Here is a 15,733-nt window from a genome sequence, read left to right on the forward strand (position 1 = left end):
TCGGGTCACGGTTGTCTCCTGATGGCCTGCGTCACCTCGGATGGGTAACTTGCTGGAATGAATCTGTTTTCATGATTGAGAACATTACTTGCATCAGACTGACAACGCTACCGCACGCAAACCCTAGCTTGACGGGCGAAAAAAAGCCGCCTCCGTTTCCGGAGGCGGCTTCTTGCCGGGTTGGCTGTCCTGCTGGCAGCGCACCCGGGGCAAACGCGGTTCCATCCTGGGATGGAACCGGGCGATGGTTGCCTGATTAGGCGGCGGCCAGTGCCAGGGCCTTGACCTTGGCGGACAGGCGGCTCTTGTCGCGAGCGGCCTTGTTCTTGTGGAAGATGCCCTTGTCGGCGATGGTGTCGACCACGGCTTGCATCTTGGCAAACAGCTCGGTGGCCTTGGTCTTGTCGCCGGCGACGACAGCCTTCTCGACGTTCTTGACGGCGGTGCGGTACTTGGAACGCAGCGAGGTGTTGGCGGCGTTCAGTTTGACGTCCTGGCGGGCGCGCTTGCGACCGGATGCCAGGCGGGGGTTCTTTTTCTTCGGCTTGGTTGCCATGATGATGTTCCTTTGAGTTTGTGGATGTTGCCAGCAGAACCCAAGATTGTAGCGTGACACCTGCCAGTCTGCCAAGGTGCAGGGCCCTGGCGCACGCACGAGGTGTGGCTTCCATGCTGCGCTGCAGCGGCTGCGGGCGGCGAAGAATCCATTTTTGTCCCCTCTTTCCTTGCGAGATGAGACAATAGGGGCTCAGATGACACAAGCTTTCTCAGAACTTTCGCTGGCCGAGCCGCTGGCACGCGCCATCGCCGAGATGGGTTTCTCGGCCATGACCCCCATTCAGGCGCAAGCCATTCCGGTCGTGCTGCAAGGCCGCGACGTGATGGGCGCGGCACAGACCGGCACCGGCAAGACGGCCGCCTTCTCGCTGCCGCTGTTGCAGCGCATGCTCAAGCACGAGAATGCCTCGACCTCGCCGGCCCGTCACCCGGTGCGTGCGCTGGTGCTGCTGCCCACGCGCGAGCTGGCCGACCAGGTCGCCCAGCAGATCGCGCTCTATGCCAAGCACACCCAGTTGCGCAGCACGGTGGTGTTCGGCGGCATGGACATGAAGCCGCAGACCGCCGAGCTCAAGAAGGGCGTCGAGATCCTGGTCGCGACGCCGGGCCGGCTGCTCGACCACATCGAGGCCAAGAATTGCGTGCTCAACCAGGTCGAGTACGTGGTGCTCGACGAGGCCGACCGCATGCTCGACATCGGCTTCCTGCCCGACCTGCAGCGCATCCTGAGCTATCTGCCCAAGACCCGTACCACGTTGCTGTTCTCCGCCACCTTCTCGCCCGAGATCAAGCGCCTGGCCGGCAGCTACCTGCAGGACCCGGTCACGATCGAGGTGGCGCGCTCCAACGCCACCGCCTCGACCATCGAGCAGCGTTTCTTCCGCGTCGACGAGGATGACAAGCGCCAGGCCCTCAAGCAGCTGCTGCGCGAGAAGGGCGTCAAGCAGGCCTTCGTCTTCCTCAACAGCAAGCTCGGCTGCGCCCGCATGGCGCGCGCGCTCGAGCGCGACGGCCTCAACGCCGTGGCGCTGCACGGCGACAAGAGCCAGGACGAGCGCCTGAAGGCGCTCGACGCCTTCAAGAAGGGCGAGGTCGACCTGCTGATCTGCACCGACGTGGCCGCGCGCGGCCTCGACATCAAGGATGTGCCGGCGGTGTTCAACCTCGACATTCCGTTCAACGCCGAGGACTATGTGCACCGCATCGGTCGCACCGGCCGCGCCGGTGCCTCGGGCATCGCGATCTCCTTCGTCACCGGGCGCGACGTCAAGCAGCTGGCCGAGATCGAGAAGCTGATCGGCAAGAAGGCCGAGGTCGAGTCGCTGCTGCTCGAGTCCGACCAGCGCCGCTTCGGCGGTGCCCCGGCACGCCAGAACGACGGCCAGCGCCTCTGGAGCGATCCGCAGGCGCGCGCCGAGGTCCGTAGCGAGCGTCCTACCCGGGTCCGCGCGCCGCGCGCCTCGTCCGATCCCTTCTTCGACCAGCCCTACCAGCCGGCCCTGGCATCCGACGCCAAGCCCGAATGGGAAGGCAAGGCACAGCCGGCCCGTGGCCTGTCGCCCTTCATCAAGAGCAAGCGCAAGGTCGCCGCGCTGTTCCGCCCCGCGGCGGCTCCAGCTCCGGCATCGGCGGCTGAATCCAGCACCGAAGCCGCCAGCTGAGTGCTCGATCCGGCGCCTCCGCGCCGGATGCCGTCAGACGCCCGGCTGGCGCGTCTGCGGACAATCCACCTGGATGATCTCGGCCACCTTTGCCGGGCCTTCGGGCTGCGGCTGCAGCCGCGCTGCGCTCAGGCAGCCGCCCCACAGGCAGCCGGTGTCGAGCGCGAGCAGCCTGTCGCGCTGCAGCAGCCCCAGCGTCGACCAATGGCCGAAGGCGATCGGCGTGTCCGCGCTGCGCCGCCCAGGCACCTCGAACCAGGGCAGATAGCCCGCTGGCGCCGATCCGGCGCCTTCCTTGCTGTCGAAGTCCATCCGGCCTGCGGCATCGCAAAAGCGCAGCCGCGTCATCGCGTTGACCACCACGCGCCAGCGCTCGTCGCCGGCCAGCCCATCGCTCCAGCGGTCGGGCTGGTTGCCGTACATGCGCTGCAGCCAGTCCGGCCCCTCGCTGCCCGACAGCATGGCCGAGAACTCCTGCGCCAGCGCCAGCGCCTGCTGCGCCGTCCATTGCGGCAGCAGGCCGGCATGCACCAGCAGCCAGCCCTCGACCTGCAGCGCCAGCGGCCGCGCGCGCACCCAGTGCAGCAGCTCCGCCCGGTCGGGGGCGGCCAGGATCTCGTCGAGCGTGTCGCTGCGGTGCGCCCGGCGCACGCCTGCGGCGACGGCCAGCAGATGCAGGTCGTGGTTGCCGAGCAGGCATTGCGCCGATTCGCCATAGCCCATCAGCCGCCGCAGCACCGCCAGCGAGGCCGGCCCCCGGTTGACCAGGTCGCCGAGCAGATAGAGGGTATCGCGGCTGGGGGAGAAATCCAGGGTATGCAGCAGGCGCTGCAGCGCTTCGTCGCAGCCTTGCAGGTCGCCGATCAGGTAAAGTGCCATCCATAAATTATGGACGTCCTGCTCATCATCTTCCTGACCCTGCTCAACGGCGCCTTCGCGATGTCCGAGATGTCGCTCGCCGCCAGCCGCAAGGCCCGCCTGGCTGCGCTGGCCGAGGGCGGAGACAAGGGGGCCCGGACCGCGCTCCAGCTGCTCGACAACCCGACCGAATTCCTGTCCTCGGTCCAGGTCGGCATCACCTCGATCGGCATGCTCAACGGCATCGTCGGCGAGGCCGCCTTCAGCAGCTCGCTGGCCGAGCAGCTGGTCCGGCTCGGCCTGCCGCAGTCGAGCGCCGAGATCAGCGCGACCGCCGTCGTGGTGGTCGTGATCACCTTCGTGACCATCGTCTTCGGCGAGCTGGTGCCCAAGCGCATCGGCCAGATGCACCCGGAGGCGGTCGCGCGCTTCATCTCGCGCCCGATGGCCGGTGTCGCCAAGGTGGCCAAGCCCTTCGTGATGCTGCTGTCGGCCACCACCCGTGGCGTGCTCAAGCTGCTGCGCTTCGAGAACACCGCGGTCCAGCATGTGACCGAGGAGGAGATCAACGCCAGCCTGGAGGAGGGCGTGGGTGCCGGCATCATCGAGGAGCACGAGCACCAGATGGTGCGCAACGTGTTCCTGCTCGACGACCGCCAGCTCGGCAGCATCATGGTGCCCCGGTCCGACATCGTCTGGCTCGACCATGCCGACAGCCTCGAGCAGGCGCTGGCCAAGGCCTGGCGCGGCGGGCATTCCTGGTATCCGGTCTGTCGCGGCAGTCTCGACGACGTGGTCGGCGTGATCCACCTGCCGCACCTGATGGCACTGGCCGACGCGGGCCATGCGGAAGGCTGGCAGCGCCATGCCAGCTCCCCGGTCTTCGTTCCGGAGACCCTCAGCGGCATGGAGCTGCTCGAGCAGTTCCGCTCGCGCGCCACCCGGCTCGTGTTCGTGGTCGACGAGTATGGCGTGGTCCAGGGCCTGCTGACCCCGCTCGACATGCTCGAGGCCATCACCGGCGAGCTTTCGCCCGAGGTGCCGCACGAGGCCTGGGCGACCCAGCGCGAGGACGGCAGCTGGCTGGTCGACGGCGCGATGCCCGCGCATGAACTCAAGGCCAGGCTCGACATCGCCGAGCTGCCCGACGAGGACCGCGAGCGCTACAACACCGTCGCCGGCCTGATGCAGGCGGTCTCGGGCGAGCTGCTGGGCGTCGGCGAGTCGGTCGAGATCGCCGGCTGGCGCTTCGAGGTGCTGAAGGTCGAGAGCCGGCGCATCGAGCAGGTCCTGCTGCAGCGTCTGGCCGAGCCGGCGGACAGGGCGCAGGCATGAGGCTTGCTTCCTTGATCCGATCAGCCGTCGCCAGCACCAGACCATGACCGATACCGCCGCCCGCCGCCCGCTCGAAGACAGGCCCGTTTCGGCGGGCGCTGCCAGCCTGCTGCCGCCCGATGACCCGCAGCGCGTCGCGTTGCACAACGAGGTCCATGCGCGGCCGGCGGCCCGCATCCGCCTGCCGGCCCTGGTCACCTTGGTCGCGGTCCTCAACGAGGGTGTGTCACGCGAGGACGAACACGCCCACCTGTGTCACTTGCCGGGACAGCAGGGCCTGTCACTGGCCGAATTGCAGGACAACTTCCTGCGCCTGCGGCTCGACGGCTACACCGTCAAGTGGGAGCGCCACACCGAGTTCACCCGCTACTCGATCGTCCAGCCCCTGCCCGCCGGGGCCGGCCTGGGCAGCAGCATGCCCGCGCTGCTCGACCATCTGGTCACGCCGCCCGGCTGGCTGGGCCGGATTCCGGGCCGCACGGTGGCGGCGATCCAGCTCGTCATGCTGAACGCCGACCCGGCGGCGGGCCCGGCCCTGATGGAGCAGGCCAAGCATTGGCTGCGCCGGCGCACCGTGGTCGGCTCGCAGCTGGGCAGCTCGCAGGCCTGGGCCATCACCGACCTGCAGCTCAATGCCGACGGCTTCGAGCGCATGCTGGTGCTCGCGCCGCCGGGAACCAGCGAGGCGGCCGCCGGGCGCATCGCCATGCGGCTGCTGGAAGTCGAGACCTACCGGCTGATGGCCCTGCGCGGCCTGCCGGTGGCCAAGAGCCTGGGGCCGGCGCTGCTCGCCGCCGAGGCCGAGCTGGCCGACCTGACCGCTCAGCTAGATGCCAGTTCGGTTTCCGAGCAGGAGCTGCTCGACCGGCTGATCGGACTGGCGGCGCGGGTCGAGCGCGCGACCGCGGCCCATTCCTTCCGCTTCTCGGCCACCCAGGCCTATGCCGACCTGGTCAGCCAGCGCATCGAGGAGCTGCGCGAGCTGTCGCTGCCGGGCACCCAGACCCTGGGCGCCTTCATGCGCCGGCGCCTGGCGCCGGCCATGGCCACGGTGGCCTCGACCGCGCAGCGGCTGACCTCGCTGTCGGAGCGGGTCGCGCGCACCAGTGCGCTGCTGCGCACCCGGGTCGACATCGCGACCGAGGGCCAGAACCAGCAATTGCTCGCCAAGCTGACCCACGGGCAGGAGCTGCAGCTGCGCTTGCAGAGCACGGTCGAAGGGCTGTCGATCGCGGCGATTTCCTACTATGTCGTGAGCCTGCTACTGTACGGCGCCAAGGCGCTCAAGGGCCTGGGACTGCCGCTGCAGCCCGAGCTGGCGGCCGGCGCGCTGATCCCGGTCGTGCTGTGGGGCGTCTGGCGCACGACGCGCCGCATCCACGAGAAGCTGCATGCCGGCCACTGAGGCCGGCTGACACGGCCTGCCTGCCGGTCAGGCCGGCCCGGCCCAGGCCTGGCCGGGGCTCAGCTCAGCAGCGCCTGGGCGAATTCGCTCGCGCTGAAGGTCTGCAGGTCCTCCAGCTTCTCGCCGACGCCGATGAAGTAGACCGGCACCTCGCGTCCGGCTTCCTTGGCCCACATCGCGATCGCCGCCAGCACGCCGCCCTTGGCCGTGCCGTCGAGCTTGGTCACGATCAGGCCGGTCAGTTGCAGCGCGGCATCGAAGGCCTTGACCTGGGCCAGTGCGTTCTGGCCCGTGTTGCCGTCGATCACCAGCAGCACCTCGTGCGGCGCGCTGGCATCGGCCTTCTGCACCACGCGCTTGATCTTCTTGAGCTCTTCCATCAGGTGCAGCTGGGTCGGCAGCCGGCCCGCGGTGTCGACGATCACCACGTCGCGCCCGCGCGCACGCCCCGCCTGCACCGCGTCGAAGCTGACCGCGGCCGGATCGCCGCCCTCCTGGCTCACGATCTCGACCAGGTTGCGGTCGGCCCAGACGCCCAGCTGCTCGCGCGCGGCGGCGCGGAAGGTGTCGGCGGCGGCCAGCAGCACGCTGGCGCCCTCGTTGGCCAGGTGCTTGGTCAGCTTGCCGATGGTGGTGGTCTTGCCGGCACCGTTGACGCCGGCGACCATCATGACGGTCGGGCCGTCGGGCTGGCCGCCGATCGCCAGCGGCTTTTCCAGCGGCTGCAGCAGGTCCGTGATCGCCTGCGCCAGCAGGCCCTTGACCTGGGACGGATCGGTCGCCTTGGCTGCCTTGACGCGGCGCTTGAGGTCGTCGAGCAGGTATTGCGTGCCCTGGGTGCCGGTGTCGGCCAGCAGCAGCGCGGTCTCGAGCTCCTCGTAGAGCTCGTCGTCGATCCGGGTACCGGTGAAGACGGTCGAGATGCTGGAGCCGGTCTTGCGCAGGCCCTGCTTGAGGCGATCCAGCCAGCCCTGGCGGCCCGCTGCGGCCGTTGGCTTGTCCGCCGGCAGCGGTGCCGCAGGGGCGGGCGCGGCCGGCTGCTGGGCAGCGACTGCTGCCTTGACGGTCGGTGCTGCGGGCGCGGTCGGCGCTGGCGCAGCCTCGGGCTTGGCGGAAGAGAATTTTTTCTTGAGGAAGCTGAACATGGCGCGGGTTTCTAGAATCCATGCATTCTATGAAACCTGCATCACAACGTCCTGTCATTGCCCCGGCCGCGCCGGGTTTCGTCCGCATCATCGGCGGGCTGTGGAAGCGCAGCAAGCTCGCGGTGCCGGCCCGGCCCGGCCTGCGCCCGACGCCCGACCGCGTGCGCGAGACGCTGTTCAACTGGCTGGGCCAGAACCTGGGCGGCCTGCGCTGCCTCGACGCCTTCGCCGGCAGCGGGGCACTGGGCTTCGAGGCCGCCTCGCGCGGCGCCGTCCAGGTGCTGCTGTGCGAGCAGGACCCCGGCCTGGCAGCCAGCCTGCGCGCCAATGCCGAGCGTCTCCAGGCCACGCAGATCAAGGTCCAGCGCGGCGACGCGATCACGGTCCTGAAGGGCGCCGCGCGCGCCAGCTGGGACCTGGTCTTTCTCGATCCGCCTTTCGGCGACGGTGGCAACGAGGCCCTGTTCAGGCAGGCGCTGCAGGCCGCCGTGCCGCTGCTGGCGCCGCAGGGCTGCATCTACCTCGAGGCGCCGCGCGCCTGGAGCGACGAAGACCTGCTGGCGCTGGGCCTGCGCTGCAGCCGCCACGGCAAGGCCGGCCAGGTCCACTACCACCTGCTGGAGCTGGCGCCTGCTACTTGAGCTGGCGTTGCCGGCATGGATCGAATCTGCCTGCGTCTGACGGCATGGCCGGCCTGCCGCCAAGGCGCCGACGCAGGGCTTTTCCGCCAGCGCCAGCCCGGCTGCGGCCGGAAGACGGATAATCCCGCCCATGACGACATCCATCTCCCGTGACGCCCGGAGCCGCCGCATCGCGGTCTACAGCGGCACTTTCGATCCGGTCACGCTCGGCCACGAGGACGTGATCCGGCGCGCTGCCGGCCTGTTCGACGAGCTGATCGTCGCGGTCGCGGTCGCACATCACAAGAAGACCCTGTTCACGCTCGAGCAGCGCATTGCCCAGGTGAGCGAGGTCTTTGCCGACCTGCCCGCCCTGCGCGTGCTGCCGTTTGATGGCCTGATGGTGGATTTCTGTCGCCAGCAGGGCGCTTGCGCGGTCGTGCGCGGCATCCGCAACGTGGCCGATTTCGACTACGAGGCCCAGATGGCCGCCATGAACCAGAAGATGGCACCCGAGGTCGAGACGGTCTTCCTGCTGCCGCAGCCGCAGCTGCAATGCATCTCGAGTACCCTGGTGCGCGAGATCGCCAAGCTCGGCGGCGATGTGTCGCAGATGGTCAGTCCGGTGGTGGCCGCTCATCTGCGCGTGGCCACCCTGGCCGTCTGAAGGGGAGAGCGCCATGGCACTGATGATCACCGACGAATGCATCAACTGCGACGTCTGCGAGCCCGAATGCCCGAACCAGGCGATCTCGATGGGGCCGGATTTCTATGTCATCGATCCGGCCAAGTGCACCGAGTGCGTCGGCCATTTCGACGAACCGCAATGCGTGCAGGTCTGCCCGGTCGAATGCATCCCGGTCAACCCCGAGCATGTCGAGACCCGCGAGCAGCTGCAGGCCAAGTACGCGCAGCTGCAGAAGTCGAACTCGGCGGCGGCCTGACGGCTGCCGGGCCGTCGGTGTCCTTGGTTCCAGCTTGGCAGGTCGTCTGGCGGGAATAGATCTTTTGCGTGCAGGTCTGGGGTGGTACAAGGCCGCCGACCTCATCTGTCCGCTGCGCGTCCAGCAGATCGGTCGTCAGCCTCGCCCCCATCCCAGCAAGATTCCATCGCAGATCCTGGATACGAGGCCGCAGCGCTTTGGACTGGCCGCTGTTGCCCTTGTCTTTCCTGCAGCCGACCCAGTCACGCTTGAGCCCGGTGGGTGGGCGTGCGACTGGCCGATTTTTGGCCGCGCAGCGGACGGCATGAGGCCAGGCGCATGCCCGCCCGCCGGGCCGGCCAATCAGCCACATGAACCTGCTCGGCCCAAGGAGCTATTCAAGGTCCATCAGAAAGTCTGCGCTCGATACGAGCCGTGACGCCACTGATGGACCGTTTATTCGCCGGCAGCCGGCGGCTGGTCCGCCTTGGCTGGCCGGGGCGGCTTCGGGCGTGGCGGCTTGCTGGTGTGGATCGCTGCGGTGGCCTTGTCCATGTGGCCAGCCAGCAGATCGGGCAGGGCGCGCACCGCACGCTCGATCGACTGCTCGAGCGCATCGCGCTGGTCCGGCGCCGGCTTCTTGAGCACCCAGTTCGCGACCTCTGACTTGACGCCCGGGTGGCCGATGCCGATGCGCAGCCGCCAGTAGTCGCTGCTGCCGAGCTGGGCATGGATGTCGCGCAGGCCGTTGTGGCCGGCATGGCCGCCGCCTTTTTTCAGCTTGAGCTCGCCCGGATCGAGGTCGAGCTCGTCATGCGCCACCAGGATCTCCTCGGGCGCGATCTTGAAGAAGCGCGCCAGCGCCGCGACCGACTGGCCGGAGCGGTTCATGAAGGTCATCGGCTCGAGCAACCAGATCGGCCGGCCCTCGAAGCTGCCGCGGCCGGCGACGCCGAAATAGCTGCGCTCCGGGTTCAGGTTGATTTTCAGCTCGCGCGCGACCGCCTCCAGCCACCAGAAACCGGCGTTGTGACGGGTATCCTCGTATTCTGGACCCGGGTTGCCCAGGCCGACCAGCAGTTTGAACATGTCAGTGGCTTGGCGCCGATGGCGCCTGAAGAAAGGGTGGATGCGAAAAAGGCCCGCCGAAGCGAGCCTTTTGCCGAAAAAGCAGCAGAGCGAAGAATTACTTCTTCTTCTTGCCCTTCTTGTCGCCAGCGGCAGCGGCCACCGGAGCGGCGATGATCTCTTCCTTCGGCTCGACCAGGGTCGCGATGCCCGGGTTCGGCTTGCCGTGGACGATGACCTTGACGCCAGCCGGCAGGACCAGGTCGTTGGTGTGGATGGACTGGCCCTTGACGGCGTTGCCCAGGTCGACGGTGATGAATTCGGGGATCTGCATGGCCAGGCAGTCGACGACGACTTCGGTCATCGCGTGGTTGACCAAGCACTTGTCCTGCTTGACGGCCGGCGAGTTCTCGGCGTTGATGAAGTGCAGCGGCACCTTCTTGCGCACGCGGGTGTTTTCATCGACGCGCTGGAAGTCGACGTGCAGGACCAGCGGCTTGAAGGGGTGGTACTGCACATTGCGCAGCACGACCTTTTCGGTGTTGCCGTTCAGTTCCATGTCCAGCAGGGCAGCGTGGAAGGCTTCCTTCTGCAGGGCGAACCACAGGCTGTTGTGATCGAGTTCGATCACGGCCGGGGCAGTGGTGCCGCCGAAGACGATGCCGGGGGTACGGCCGGTGTTGCGCAGGCGGCGGCTCGCACCCGTGCCCTGCTTGGAGCGCTCAAAAGCGGTGAATTGCATGATATCTACCTTAAAGAGGGGCCATCCGCGACCAGCGGCCCCCAACAGAAAAAGCGCCCACTCGCGTGGACGCTGCTTTTTGTCATCGAATCAGTTCGATTCGGCGAACAAATCCATCACCGAGTCGCCGTTGGCGATGCGCTGGATGACCTCGGCCATCAGCGGTGCCACGGAAACCTGGCGGATCTTGGCGCAGGCCTGGGCGGCCGCATTCAAGGGAATGGTGTTGGTCACGACCACTTCGTCGAGGGCGTTGCCCTTGGCGATGCGCTCGATGGCCGGACCCGAGAAGACCGGGTGGGTACAGTAGGCATAGACCTTTTTGGCACCGCGCTCCTTGAGCACCTCGGCCGCCTTGACCAGCGTGCCGGCGGTGTCGATCATGTCGTCCATGATCACGCAGTTGCGGCCTTCGATGTCGCCGATCACATGCATGACTTCCGACACGTTGGCCTTGGGACGGCGCTTGTCGATGATGGCCATGTCGCAGCCGAGCTGCTTGGCGATCGCACGGGCGCGCACCACGCCGCCCACGTCGGGCGAGACGACCAGCAGGTCCTCGTAGTTCTTGGAGCGCAGGTCACCCAGCAGCACCGGCGAGGCGTAGACGTTGTCGACCGGGATGTCGAAGAAGCCCTGGATCTGGTCAGCGTGCAGGTCCATGGTCATCACGCGATGCACGCCGACGGCCTGCAGCATGTTGGCCACCACCTTGGCCGTGATCGGCACCCGGCTCGAGCGCGGACGACGGTCCTGGCGCGCATAGCCGAAGTAGGGGATCACCACCGAGATGCGCTCGGCCGAGGCGCGCTTGAGCGCATCGACCATGATGATGAGCTCCATCAGGTTGTCGTTGGTCGGCGCACAGGTCGACTGGACGACGAACACTTCGCGGGCACGGACGTTCTGGTTGATCTCGACCGTCACCTCGCCATCGGAGAAGCGACCCACGGCGGCCTGGCCCAGGGTGGTGCCGAGTTGCTGGGCAATCTCTGCGGCGAGTGCCGGGTTGGCATTGCCCGTGAAAATCATGAAATCCGGCGATTGCACTGGCGTGGTGATTTGCATGGAGAACCCGGCAGAATGTTGGTCTTCAGAAACACAATGCGGCCCTTTAAGGCCGCGTTGTGTGTTTACTAACAATAAATTTGGCAGGGGAGGAAGGACTCGAACCCTCGCATGTCGGAATCAAAATCCGATGCCTTGACCAACTTGGCGACTCCCCTACATGGGTTTGCAGTTTTCACTACAGACCGAATGCAGTTCTGTTTGTCATCTGCTCTTCACAAACAACGAAAGAGATTGTACTCTATTTTCGCCATTGTTTGAGAGGATGTTCAAACAAATTTTTGCAGCTTCTTGCTATCCAACCAGGAGGCAATGTGGTAATGTCTACCTTGCTTGCCTGACTTGTCGGTGCAAACAGCGCGCTGCCTGAGCCAGTCATTGTACCAGAAAGATTCTGGTTTTTTAACCAATCCAGTCCGATTTTTATGTCGGGGCAAAGATTGATTGCAACCGGCTGCAGGTCGTTGTGTCCATAATTGAAAACACTAGCGCTTGCAACGAAGTCTCGCATTGTAGAGCACAAACTATCGCGTTTGAGAGCCGGGCTCTGAAAAATTTTCGGCGTCGAGGCGCCGGTCGGCGGCTTGAGCACGATGAAGTTGCCAGCGGGCAGCGTCACCGGGGTCAATTGCTCGCCGATACCCTCGACCCAGGCGTTGTCACCGCCCAGGAAGAAAGGCACATCGGCGCCCAGCTGCAGCCCGATCTGCAGCAGCTGCTCGAGTGGCAGGTCCAGGCCCCAGAGTCGATTCAGCGCCAGCAGGCAGCTGGCCGCGTCGCTCGAGCCGCCGCCCATGCCGGCTTCCTGCGGAATCTGCTTGTCGAGCGCGATATGCGCGCCCCATTCGCAGCCGCTGGCGCGCTGCAGTGCCTGCGCGGCGCGCACGACCAGATCGTTGGCAGGCAGGGCCGGGCCGCTGCCACCGATATCCTCGCGGCTGATCGCGCCGCCCGCGCGCCGCTCGAAATGCAGGGTATCGCACCAGTCGATCAGCATGAAGACCGATTGCAGCAGGTGGTAGCCGTCGGCCCGGCGGCCGGTGATGTGCAGGAACAGGTTGAGCTTGGCCGGCGCAGGCACGTCCAGCAATTGACGCAGCGACATATATCAGTGAATGGATTTCAGGGTTGCGGGCGGTCGAGTATCAGGCGCAGCGTCGCGCTCGGGGCCGGTTCCAGCCGGCGGGCCAGCATCCGGCCGTCGGCCGGGCCGAGTTGCACCGTCCAGCCTGGCGGCTGGGCCGGATGGCCCTGCAGCCACTGGAACAGCTCGCTGACCGGCAGCGCAGCACCGGTCAAGGCGGCGGTCAGCGTCGCCAGGTCGGGGTAGGCGCGCTGTTCGTCGCCGCGCAGCAGCCAGGCGGAATCTGCGCTCCAGCGCGCGCTCGCGAGCGCCGAACCCAGCGGTGAATAGAGCCTGAGTTCACCCGCCTGTGCATTGCCGAGCAGTTCGAAGCCGGCATGGAAGCCTTGCGGCGGCTCGCTGTCGACCTGCAGCGAAAGCCGTCCGCTCCAGGGACCTTGACTGGCCTGCTCGCTGGCACCAGTTGTCACCGGTGCCGCCAGCGGCGGGCTGGCGCAACCCGTGACCAGTAGCAGGCTCGCCGCCAGCAGCCAGCCTGGCAGCCTGGCCTTGCCCGGGTGGCTGGTCACGGCTTGACTTGCAGGCGCTGCAGGGTGCGCAGCAGGGTTTCATTGTCCGCCTGCTGCTGCAGGCCCTGGCGCCAGACGCGCAGTGCCGCCTCCCGCTGGCCTTCGGTCCATAGCACTTCGCCCAGGTGGGCGGCGATCTCGGGGTCGGCCCTGCGCTCGAAGGCGGCTTGCAGGATGCGCCGGGCTTCGGCCAGGTTGCCGAGCCGGAACTCGACCCAGCCCAGGCTGTCCTGGATGAAGGGATCGTCGGGAATCAGCGCGACGGCACGGTTGATCAGTTCGCGCGCCTGTGCGAGATCCTGGTTGCGGTCGGCGAGCGAATAGCCCAACGCGTTGTAGGCATGGCCGTAGTCGGGCGCGCGCGCGATCAGCTCGCGCAGCAGGCGCTCCATTTCATCGGTTCGGCCCGCTTTTTCCGCCACCATGGCGCGCTCGTAGGCCAGGTCGGCATCCTGCGGAAAGCGCTGCGTCGCCTCCTCGTAGACCTGCAGCGCTTCGACATAATGTCCGAGCTCGCGCAGCAGCTGGGCCTCGGCCACCAGCTTGCGGCGTTCGTCGGTCGGGTTGTCGGCCGGCAGTCCGCGCAGCAGCGCGCGTGCCTCGTCGAGCCGGCCGGCGCGTGCCAGCAGCAGCGCGCGGCGCGATTGCACGGCGGCCTGGGCTTCCTGGCCCTCGATCCGGTCCAGCCAGGCCAGTGCATCTTCCAGCTTGCCCTGCTTTTCGGCGATCTGCGACAGCAGCAGCTGGGCCTGGGCCCGGCCGTTCTGTCCCGCTTCGCTGGAGGCCACGGCCAGGTAGCGCTGCAGCGAGCTGGTCGCCTGCTCGAGCTGCTCGAGCTGCAAGTACAGCAGGCCGTCGAGCAGCCAGACCTGGGCCATCGAGGCCTGCTCGCGCGTCAGCAGGTTCAGCTGTGCCCGGGCGTCGGAGTGGCGTTTTTGCTCGATCAGCAGCCGGGTGTATTCGAGCCGGACCCGGGTCGCTTCTTCGCCGTCAACGCGTGCCAGCCAGCGTTGCACCAGGGCATCGGAGCCCGGCTGGCGCTGCTCGAGCAGTCCCAGTGCGAGCCAGGCGGGCAGCGCCGACTGGCGATCCTTGGCCATTGCCTGCTGTGCCGATTCGAGGGCTCGGTCCTTCTGTCCCGCCGCGAGCTGCAGCCGGCCCAGGCTGGTCCAGGCCGCCATGGCCTGGGTCGGCTGTTTGCTGGCCTCCTTCAGCAGCGGGGCCACGGCCTGCAGGGCTGCCGTCTTGTCGTTCAGCCGCGCCATCATCTGCGGCAGCGCCTGGATCAGGGGCTGGCGCTCGGCGGCCGCGGTCAGGCGCAGCAGCGAGCGCAACGGCTGGGCAATGTCGGCTGGGCGGTCCAGCGCCAGCGCGAGCTGCAGCACCACGCGCTGTGCTTCGGGTGAACGCGGTTGTGCCTCGGTCCAGGCGCGTGCGGCCTGCAGCGCGGATTCGCCCGACCTTGCCTGCAAGGCGATCTGGATCGCGCGCTGGAACAGTTCGGTTCGCCGGCTCTTGCGCGCCGCATCGAGGGTCAGGCTGAAGCCCGCGCCGGGCTGGCCCTGGGTGATCTGCAGCTCGCTGATCAGCAGCTGGTAGAGCAGCTCGCCGCCCATGCCCGAATCGGCCGGTGTCTTCAGCGTGGATGGCGTCTGGGGCTGGGCTGACGACTTGGGATTGGCTGCCTGCGCCGAGCCGCTTCCGGCCAGCAGCGCCAGCGCCAGGGCGGCGCCGATGGAAGCCCGCATCCCGCCCGTCATCGGGGATGCCGTGCAGGAGGTCGAGGATTGTGCGCAGGGGCGCGTCAGAGCAGAGCGGTCCATCGGCCCATGATAATGGAAGCCCGTTCTCCCGTCCGACCCTGCGTTCCATCAGTTCCCATGCCTGAATTGCCCGAAGTCGAAGTCACCCGGCTGAGCTTTGCCGACCGCATCGCCGGCGCCCGCATCGAGGCCGCCTCCATGGGCAAGCCCCTGCGCTGGCCCCTGGGCATAGCGCCGGCGGCGCTGCAGGGGCGCCAGGTGTTGCAAGTGCGTCGGCGCGGCAAATATCTGCTGCTCGACCTCGATCAGGGCCTGCTGCTGATCCACCTCGGCATGTCGGGCAGCCTGGCCTTTGCCGACCAGTTGCCAGCGGCCGGCCCGCATGACCATTTCGAGCTCGTCACCAGTCGCGGCTGCTTGCGGCTGCATGACCCGCGCCGCTTCGGCGCCGTGGTCTGGGCCGAATCCGAAGCCGATCCGGTCGCGCGCAAGCTGCTGGGCCATCTGGGCGTCGAGCCGCTCGGGCCCGATTTCGATCCGCTCGCGTTCTGGCAGGCGCTCAAGGCGCGCCGTTCGGCGATCAAGCAGGTGCTGCTGGCCGGCGATATCGTGGTCGGGGTCGGCAATATCTATGCCTCCGAGGCCTTGTTCGCGGCCGGCATCCGGCCCACCTTGCGCGCCTCGGGTCTGAGCCGGGTCCGGGCCGAGCGCCTGCATGGCGCGATCCGCGCGGTGCTGGCGCGCGCGCTCGAGCAGGGCGGCAGCACGCTGAAGGATTTCTCCAGCGCCGAGGGCAAGTCCGGCTATTTCCAGCTCGAGGCCATGGTCTACGACCGCGCGGGCCAGCCCTGCCGCGCCTGCGGCGCTACCATCCGCACCCTGCGCCAGGGGCAGCGTTCGACCTTCTTCTGCCCCGATTGCCAGACCTTCTGAC

At 67.5% G+C, this 15,733-nt stretch carries 16 protein-coding genes and 1 tRNA gene; 7 read left to right on the forward strand and 10 right to left on the reverse strand.

Annotated elements, in window-relative coordinates:
- Nucleotides 1-256: 256 nt before the first annotated feature.
- On the reverse strand, nucleotides 257-559 hold the full coding sequence (gene rpsT, locus C6P64_RS12620; protein ID WP_105748957.1) for a 30S ribosomal protein S20: 303 nt from the start codon (nucleotides 557-559) through the stop codon (nucleotides 257-259).
- 193 nt (nucleotides 560-752) lie between these two features.
- Here rpsT and C6P64_RS12625 point away from each other — a divergent pair, with 193 nt between their 5' ends.
- Entirely contained in the window at nucleotides 753-2,219 is a 1,467-nt protein-coding gene (locus C6P64_RS12625; protein WP_105748921.1) for a DEAD/DEAH box helicase, read from the forward strand.
- A 33-nt stretch (nucleotides 2,220-2,252) separates the two neighbouring features.
- Here C6P64_RS12625 and C6P64_RS12630 read toward each other — a convergent pair whose 3' ends face one another.
- On the reverse strand, nucleotides 2,253-3,098 hold the full coding sequence (locus C6P64_RS12630; protein WP_105748922.1) for a symmetrical bis(5'-nucleosyl)-tetraphosphatase: 846 nt from the start codon (nucleotides 3,096-3,098) through the stop codon (nucleotides 2,253-2,255).
- Between the two features lie 9 nt (nucleotides 3,099-3,107).
- Here C6P64_RS12630 and C6P64_RS12635 point away from each other — a divergent pair, with 9 nt between their 5' ends.
- Together C6P64_RS12635 and C6P64_RS12640 are read left to right on the forward strand one after the other, a co-directional pair.
- A complete protein-coding gene (locus tag C6P64_RS12635) occupies nucleotides 3,108-4,412 on the forward strand; it encodes a hemolysin family protein (protein WP_105748923.1) in 1,305 nt (434 codons plus the stop codon).
- A 43-nt stretch (nucleotides 4,413-4,455) separates the two neighbouring features.
- Nucleotides 4,456-5,817: a DUF3422 family protein gene (locus tag C6P64_RS12640; RefSeq protein ID WP_105748924.1), complete on the forward strand. Its 1,362-nt coding sequence runs from the start codon at nucleotides 4,456-4,458 to the stop codon at nucleotides 5,815-5,817.
- A gap of 59 nt (nucleotides 5,818-5,876) precedes the next feature.
- Here the strand turns inward: C6P64_RS12640 and ftsY are convergent, their stop codons facing one another.
- The gene (ftsY, locus tag C6P64_RS12645; RefSeq protein WP_105748925.1) at nucleotides 5,877-6,962 is read right to left on the reverse strand and encodes a signal recognition particle-docking protein FtsY; all 1,086 of its coding nucleotides are present in this window, start codon (nucleotides 6,960-6,962) and stop codon (nucleotides 5,877-5,879) included.
- A 29-nt stretch (nucleotides 6,963-6,991) separates the two neighbouring features.
- Here ftsY and rsmD point away from each other — a divergent pair, with 29 nt between their 5' ends.
- The 3 genes from rsmD (at nucleotide 6,992) to C6P64_RS12660 (ending at nucleotide 8,526) form a co-directional block, all read left to right on the forward strand.
- Nucleotides 6,992-7,603, forward strand: coding sequence for a 16S rRNA (guanine(966)-N(2))-methyltransferase RsmD (gene rsmD / locus C6P64_RS12650; RefSeq protein WP_105748926.1), 612 nt, complete (start codon nucleotides 6,992-6,994; stop codon nucleotides 7,601-7,603).
- 130 nt (nucleotides 7,604-7,733) lie between these two features.
- Nucleotides 7,734-8,249, forward strand: coding sequence for a pantetheine-phosphate adenylyltransferase (gene coaD / locus C6P64_RS12655; protein ID WP_105748927.1), 516 nt, complete (start codon nucleotides 7,734-7,736; stop codon nucleotides 8,247-8,249).
- A 13-nt stretch (nucleotides 8,250-8,262) separates the two neighbouring features.
- The gene (locus C6P64_RS12660; protein ID WP_105748928.1) at nucleotides 8,263-8,526 is read left to right on the forward strand and encodes a YfhL family 4Fe-4S dicluster ferredoxin; all 264 of its coding nucleotides are present in this window, start codon (nucleotides 8,263-8,265) and stop codon (nucleotides 8,524-8,526) included.
- A 435-nt stretch (nucleotides 8,527-8,961) separates the two neighbouring features.
- Here the strand turns inward: C6P64_RS12660 and pth are convergent, their stop codons facing one another.
- The 7 genes from pth to C6P64_RS12695 form a co-directional block, all read right to left on the reverse strand.
- The gene (gene pth, locus C6P64_RS12665) at nucleotides 8,962-9,594 is read right to left on the reverse strand and encodes an aminoacyl-tRNA hydrolase (protein WP_105748929.1); all 633 of its coding nucleotides are present in this window, start codon (nucleotides 9,592-9,594) and stop codon (nucleotides 8,962-8,964) included.
- Nucleotides 9,595-9,691: 97 nt separating this feature from the next.
- On the reverse strand, nucleotides 9,692-10,315 hold the full coding sequence (locus C6P64_RS12670; RefSeq protein ID WP_105748930.1) for a 50S ribosomal protein L25/general stress protein Ctc: 624 nt from the start codon (nucleotides 10,313-10,315) through the stop codon (nucleotides 9,692-9,694).
- Nucleotides 10,316-10,405: 90 nt separating this feature from the next.
- Nucleotides 10,406-11,383, reverse strand: coding sequence for a ribose-phosphate pyrophosphokinase (locus C6P64_RS12675; protein WP_105748931.1), 978 nt, complete (start codon nucleotides 11,381-11,383; stop codon nucleotides 10,406-10,408).
- Between the two features lie 81 nt (nucleotides 11,384-11,464).
- Nucleotides 11,465-11,541, reverse strand: a tRNA-Gln gene (locus C6P64_RS12680).
- 83 nt (nucleotides 11,542-11,624) lie between these two features.
- Entirely contained in the window at nucleotides 11,625-12,482 is an 858-nt protein-coding gene (gene ispE, locus C6P64_RS12685; protein WP_105748958.1) for a 4-(cytidine 5'-diphospho)-2-C-methyl-D-erythritol kinase, read from the reverse strand.
- Between the two features lie 23 nt (nucleotides 12,483-12,505).
- Nucleotides 12,506-13,036, reverse strand: a complete 531-nt coding sequence (locus tag C6P64_RS12690) for a lipoprotein insertase outer membrane protein LolB (RefSeq protein WP_245911719.1) — start codon at nucleotides 13,034-13,036, stop codon at nucleotides 12,506-12,508.
- Entirely contained in the window at nucleotides 13,033-14,784 is a 1,752-nt protein-coding gene (locus tag C6P64_RS12695; RefSeq protein WP_170073100.1) for a tetratricopeptide repeat protein, read from the reverse strand. Before C6P64_RS12695 ends, C6P64_RS12690 begins: the two co-directional genes overlap by 4 nt.
- Nucleotides 14,785-14,916: 132 nt before the next feature.
- Between C6P64_RS12695 and mutM the strand changes: the two genes are divergently transcribed.
- Entirely contained in the window at nucleotides 14,917-15,732 is an 816-nt protein-coding gene (gene mutM / locus C6P64_RS12700) for a bifunctional DNA-formamidopyrimidine glycosylase/DNA-(apurinic or apyrimidinic site) lyase (protein ID WP_105748933.1), read from the forward strand.
- Nucleotide 15,733: the final 1 nt, after the last annotated feature.

The sequence above is a fragment of the Malikia granosa genome, from assembly GCF_002980595.1.
In the GTDB taxonomy this organism is placed as follows: Bacteria; Pseudomonadota; Gammaproteobacteria; order Burkholderiales; family Burkholderiaceae_C; genus Malikia; species Malikia granosa.

Bases quoted from the DNA above. Each gene is read 5' to 3' on its own strand.
- coaD (WP_105748927.1), top strand. From the start codon at position 7,734: ATGACGACATCCATCTCCCGTGACGCCCGGAGCCGCCGCATCGCGGTC.
- C6P64_RS12695 (WP_170073100.1), bottom strand. From the start codon at position 14,784: ATGCGGGCTTCCATCGGCGCCGCCCTGGCGCTGGCGCTGCTGGCCGGA.
- ftsY (WP_105748925.1), bottom strand. From the start codon at position 6,962: ATGTTCAGCTTCCTCAAGAAAAAATTCTCTTCCGCCAAGCCCGAGGCT.
- C6P64_RS12660 (WP_105748928.1), top strand. From the start codon at position 8,263: ATGGCACTGATGATCACCGACGAATGCATCAACTGCGACGTCTGCGAG.
- C6P64_RS12670 (WP_105748930.1), bottom strand. From the start codon at position 10,315: ATGCAATTCACCGCTTTTGAGCGCTCCAAGCAGGGCACGGGTGCGAGC.
- mutM (WP_105748933.1), top strand. From the start codon at position 14,917: ATGCCTGAATTGCCCGAAGTCGAAGTCACCCGGCTGAGCTTTGCCGAC.
- C6P64_RS12675 (WP_105748931.1), bottom strand. From the start codon at position 11,383: ATGCAAATCACCACGCCAGTGCAATCGCCGGATTTCATGATTTTCACG.
- C6P64_RS12630 (WP_105748922.1), bottom strand. From the start codon at position 3,098: ATGGCACTTTACCTGATCGGCGACCTGCAAGGCTGCGACGAAGCGCTG.
- C6P64_RS12635 (WP_105748923.1), top strand. From the start codon at position 3,108: ATGGACGTCCTGCTCATCATCTTCCTGACCCTGCTCAACGGCGCCTTC.
- C6P64_RS12640 (WP_105748924.1), top strand. From the start codon at position 4,456: ATGACCGATACCGCCGCCCGCCGCCCGCTCGAAGACAGGCCCGTTTCG.
- C6P64_RS12625 (WP_105748921.1), top strand. From the start codon at position 753: ATGACACAAGCTTTCTCAGAACTTTCGCTGGCCGAGCCGCTGGCACGC.
- rsmD (WP_105748926.1), top strand. From the start codon at position 6,992: ATGAAACCTGCATCACAACGTCCTGTCATTGCCCCGGCCGCGCCGGGT.
- pth (WP_105748929.1), bottom strand. From the start codon at position 9,594: ATGTTCAAACTGCTGGTCGGCCTGGGCAACCCGGGTCCAGAATACGAG.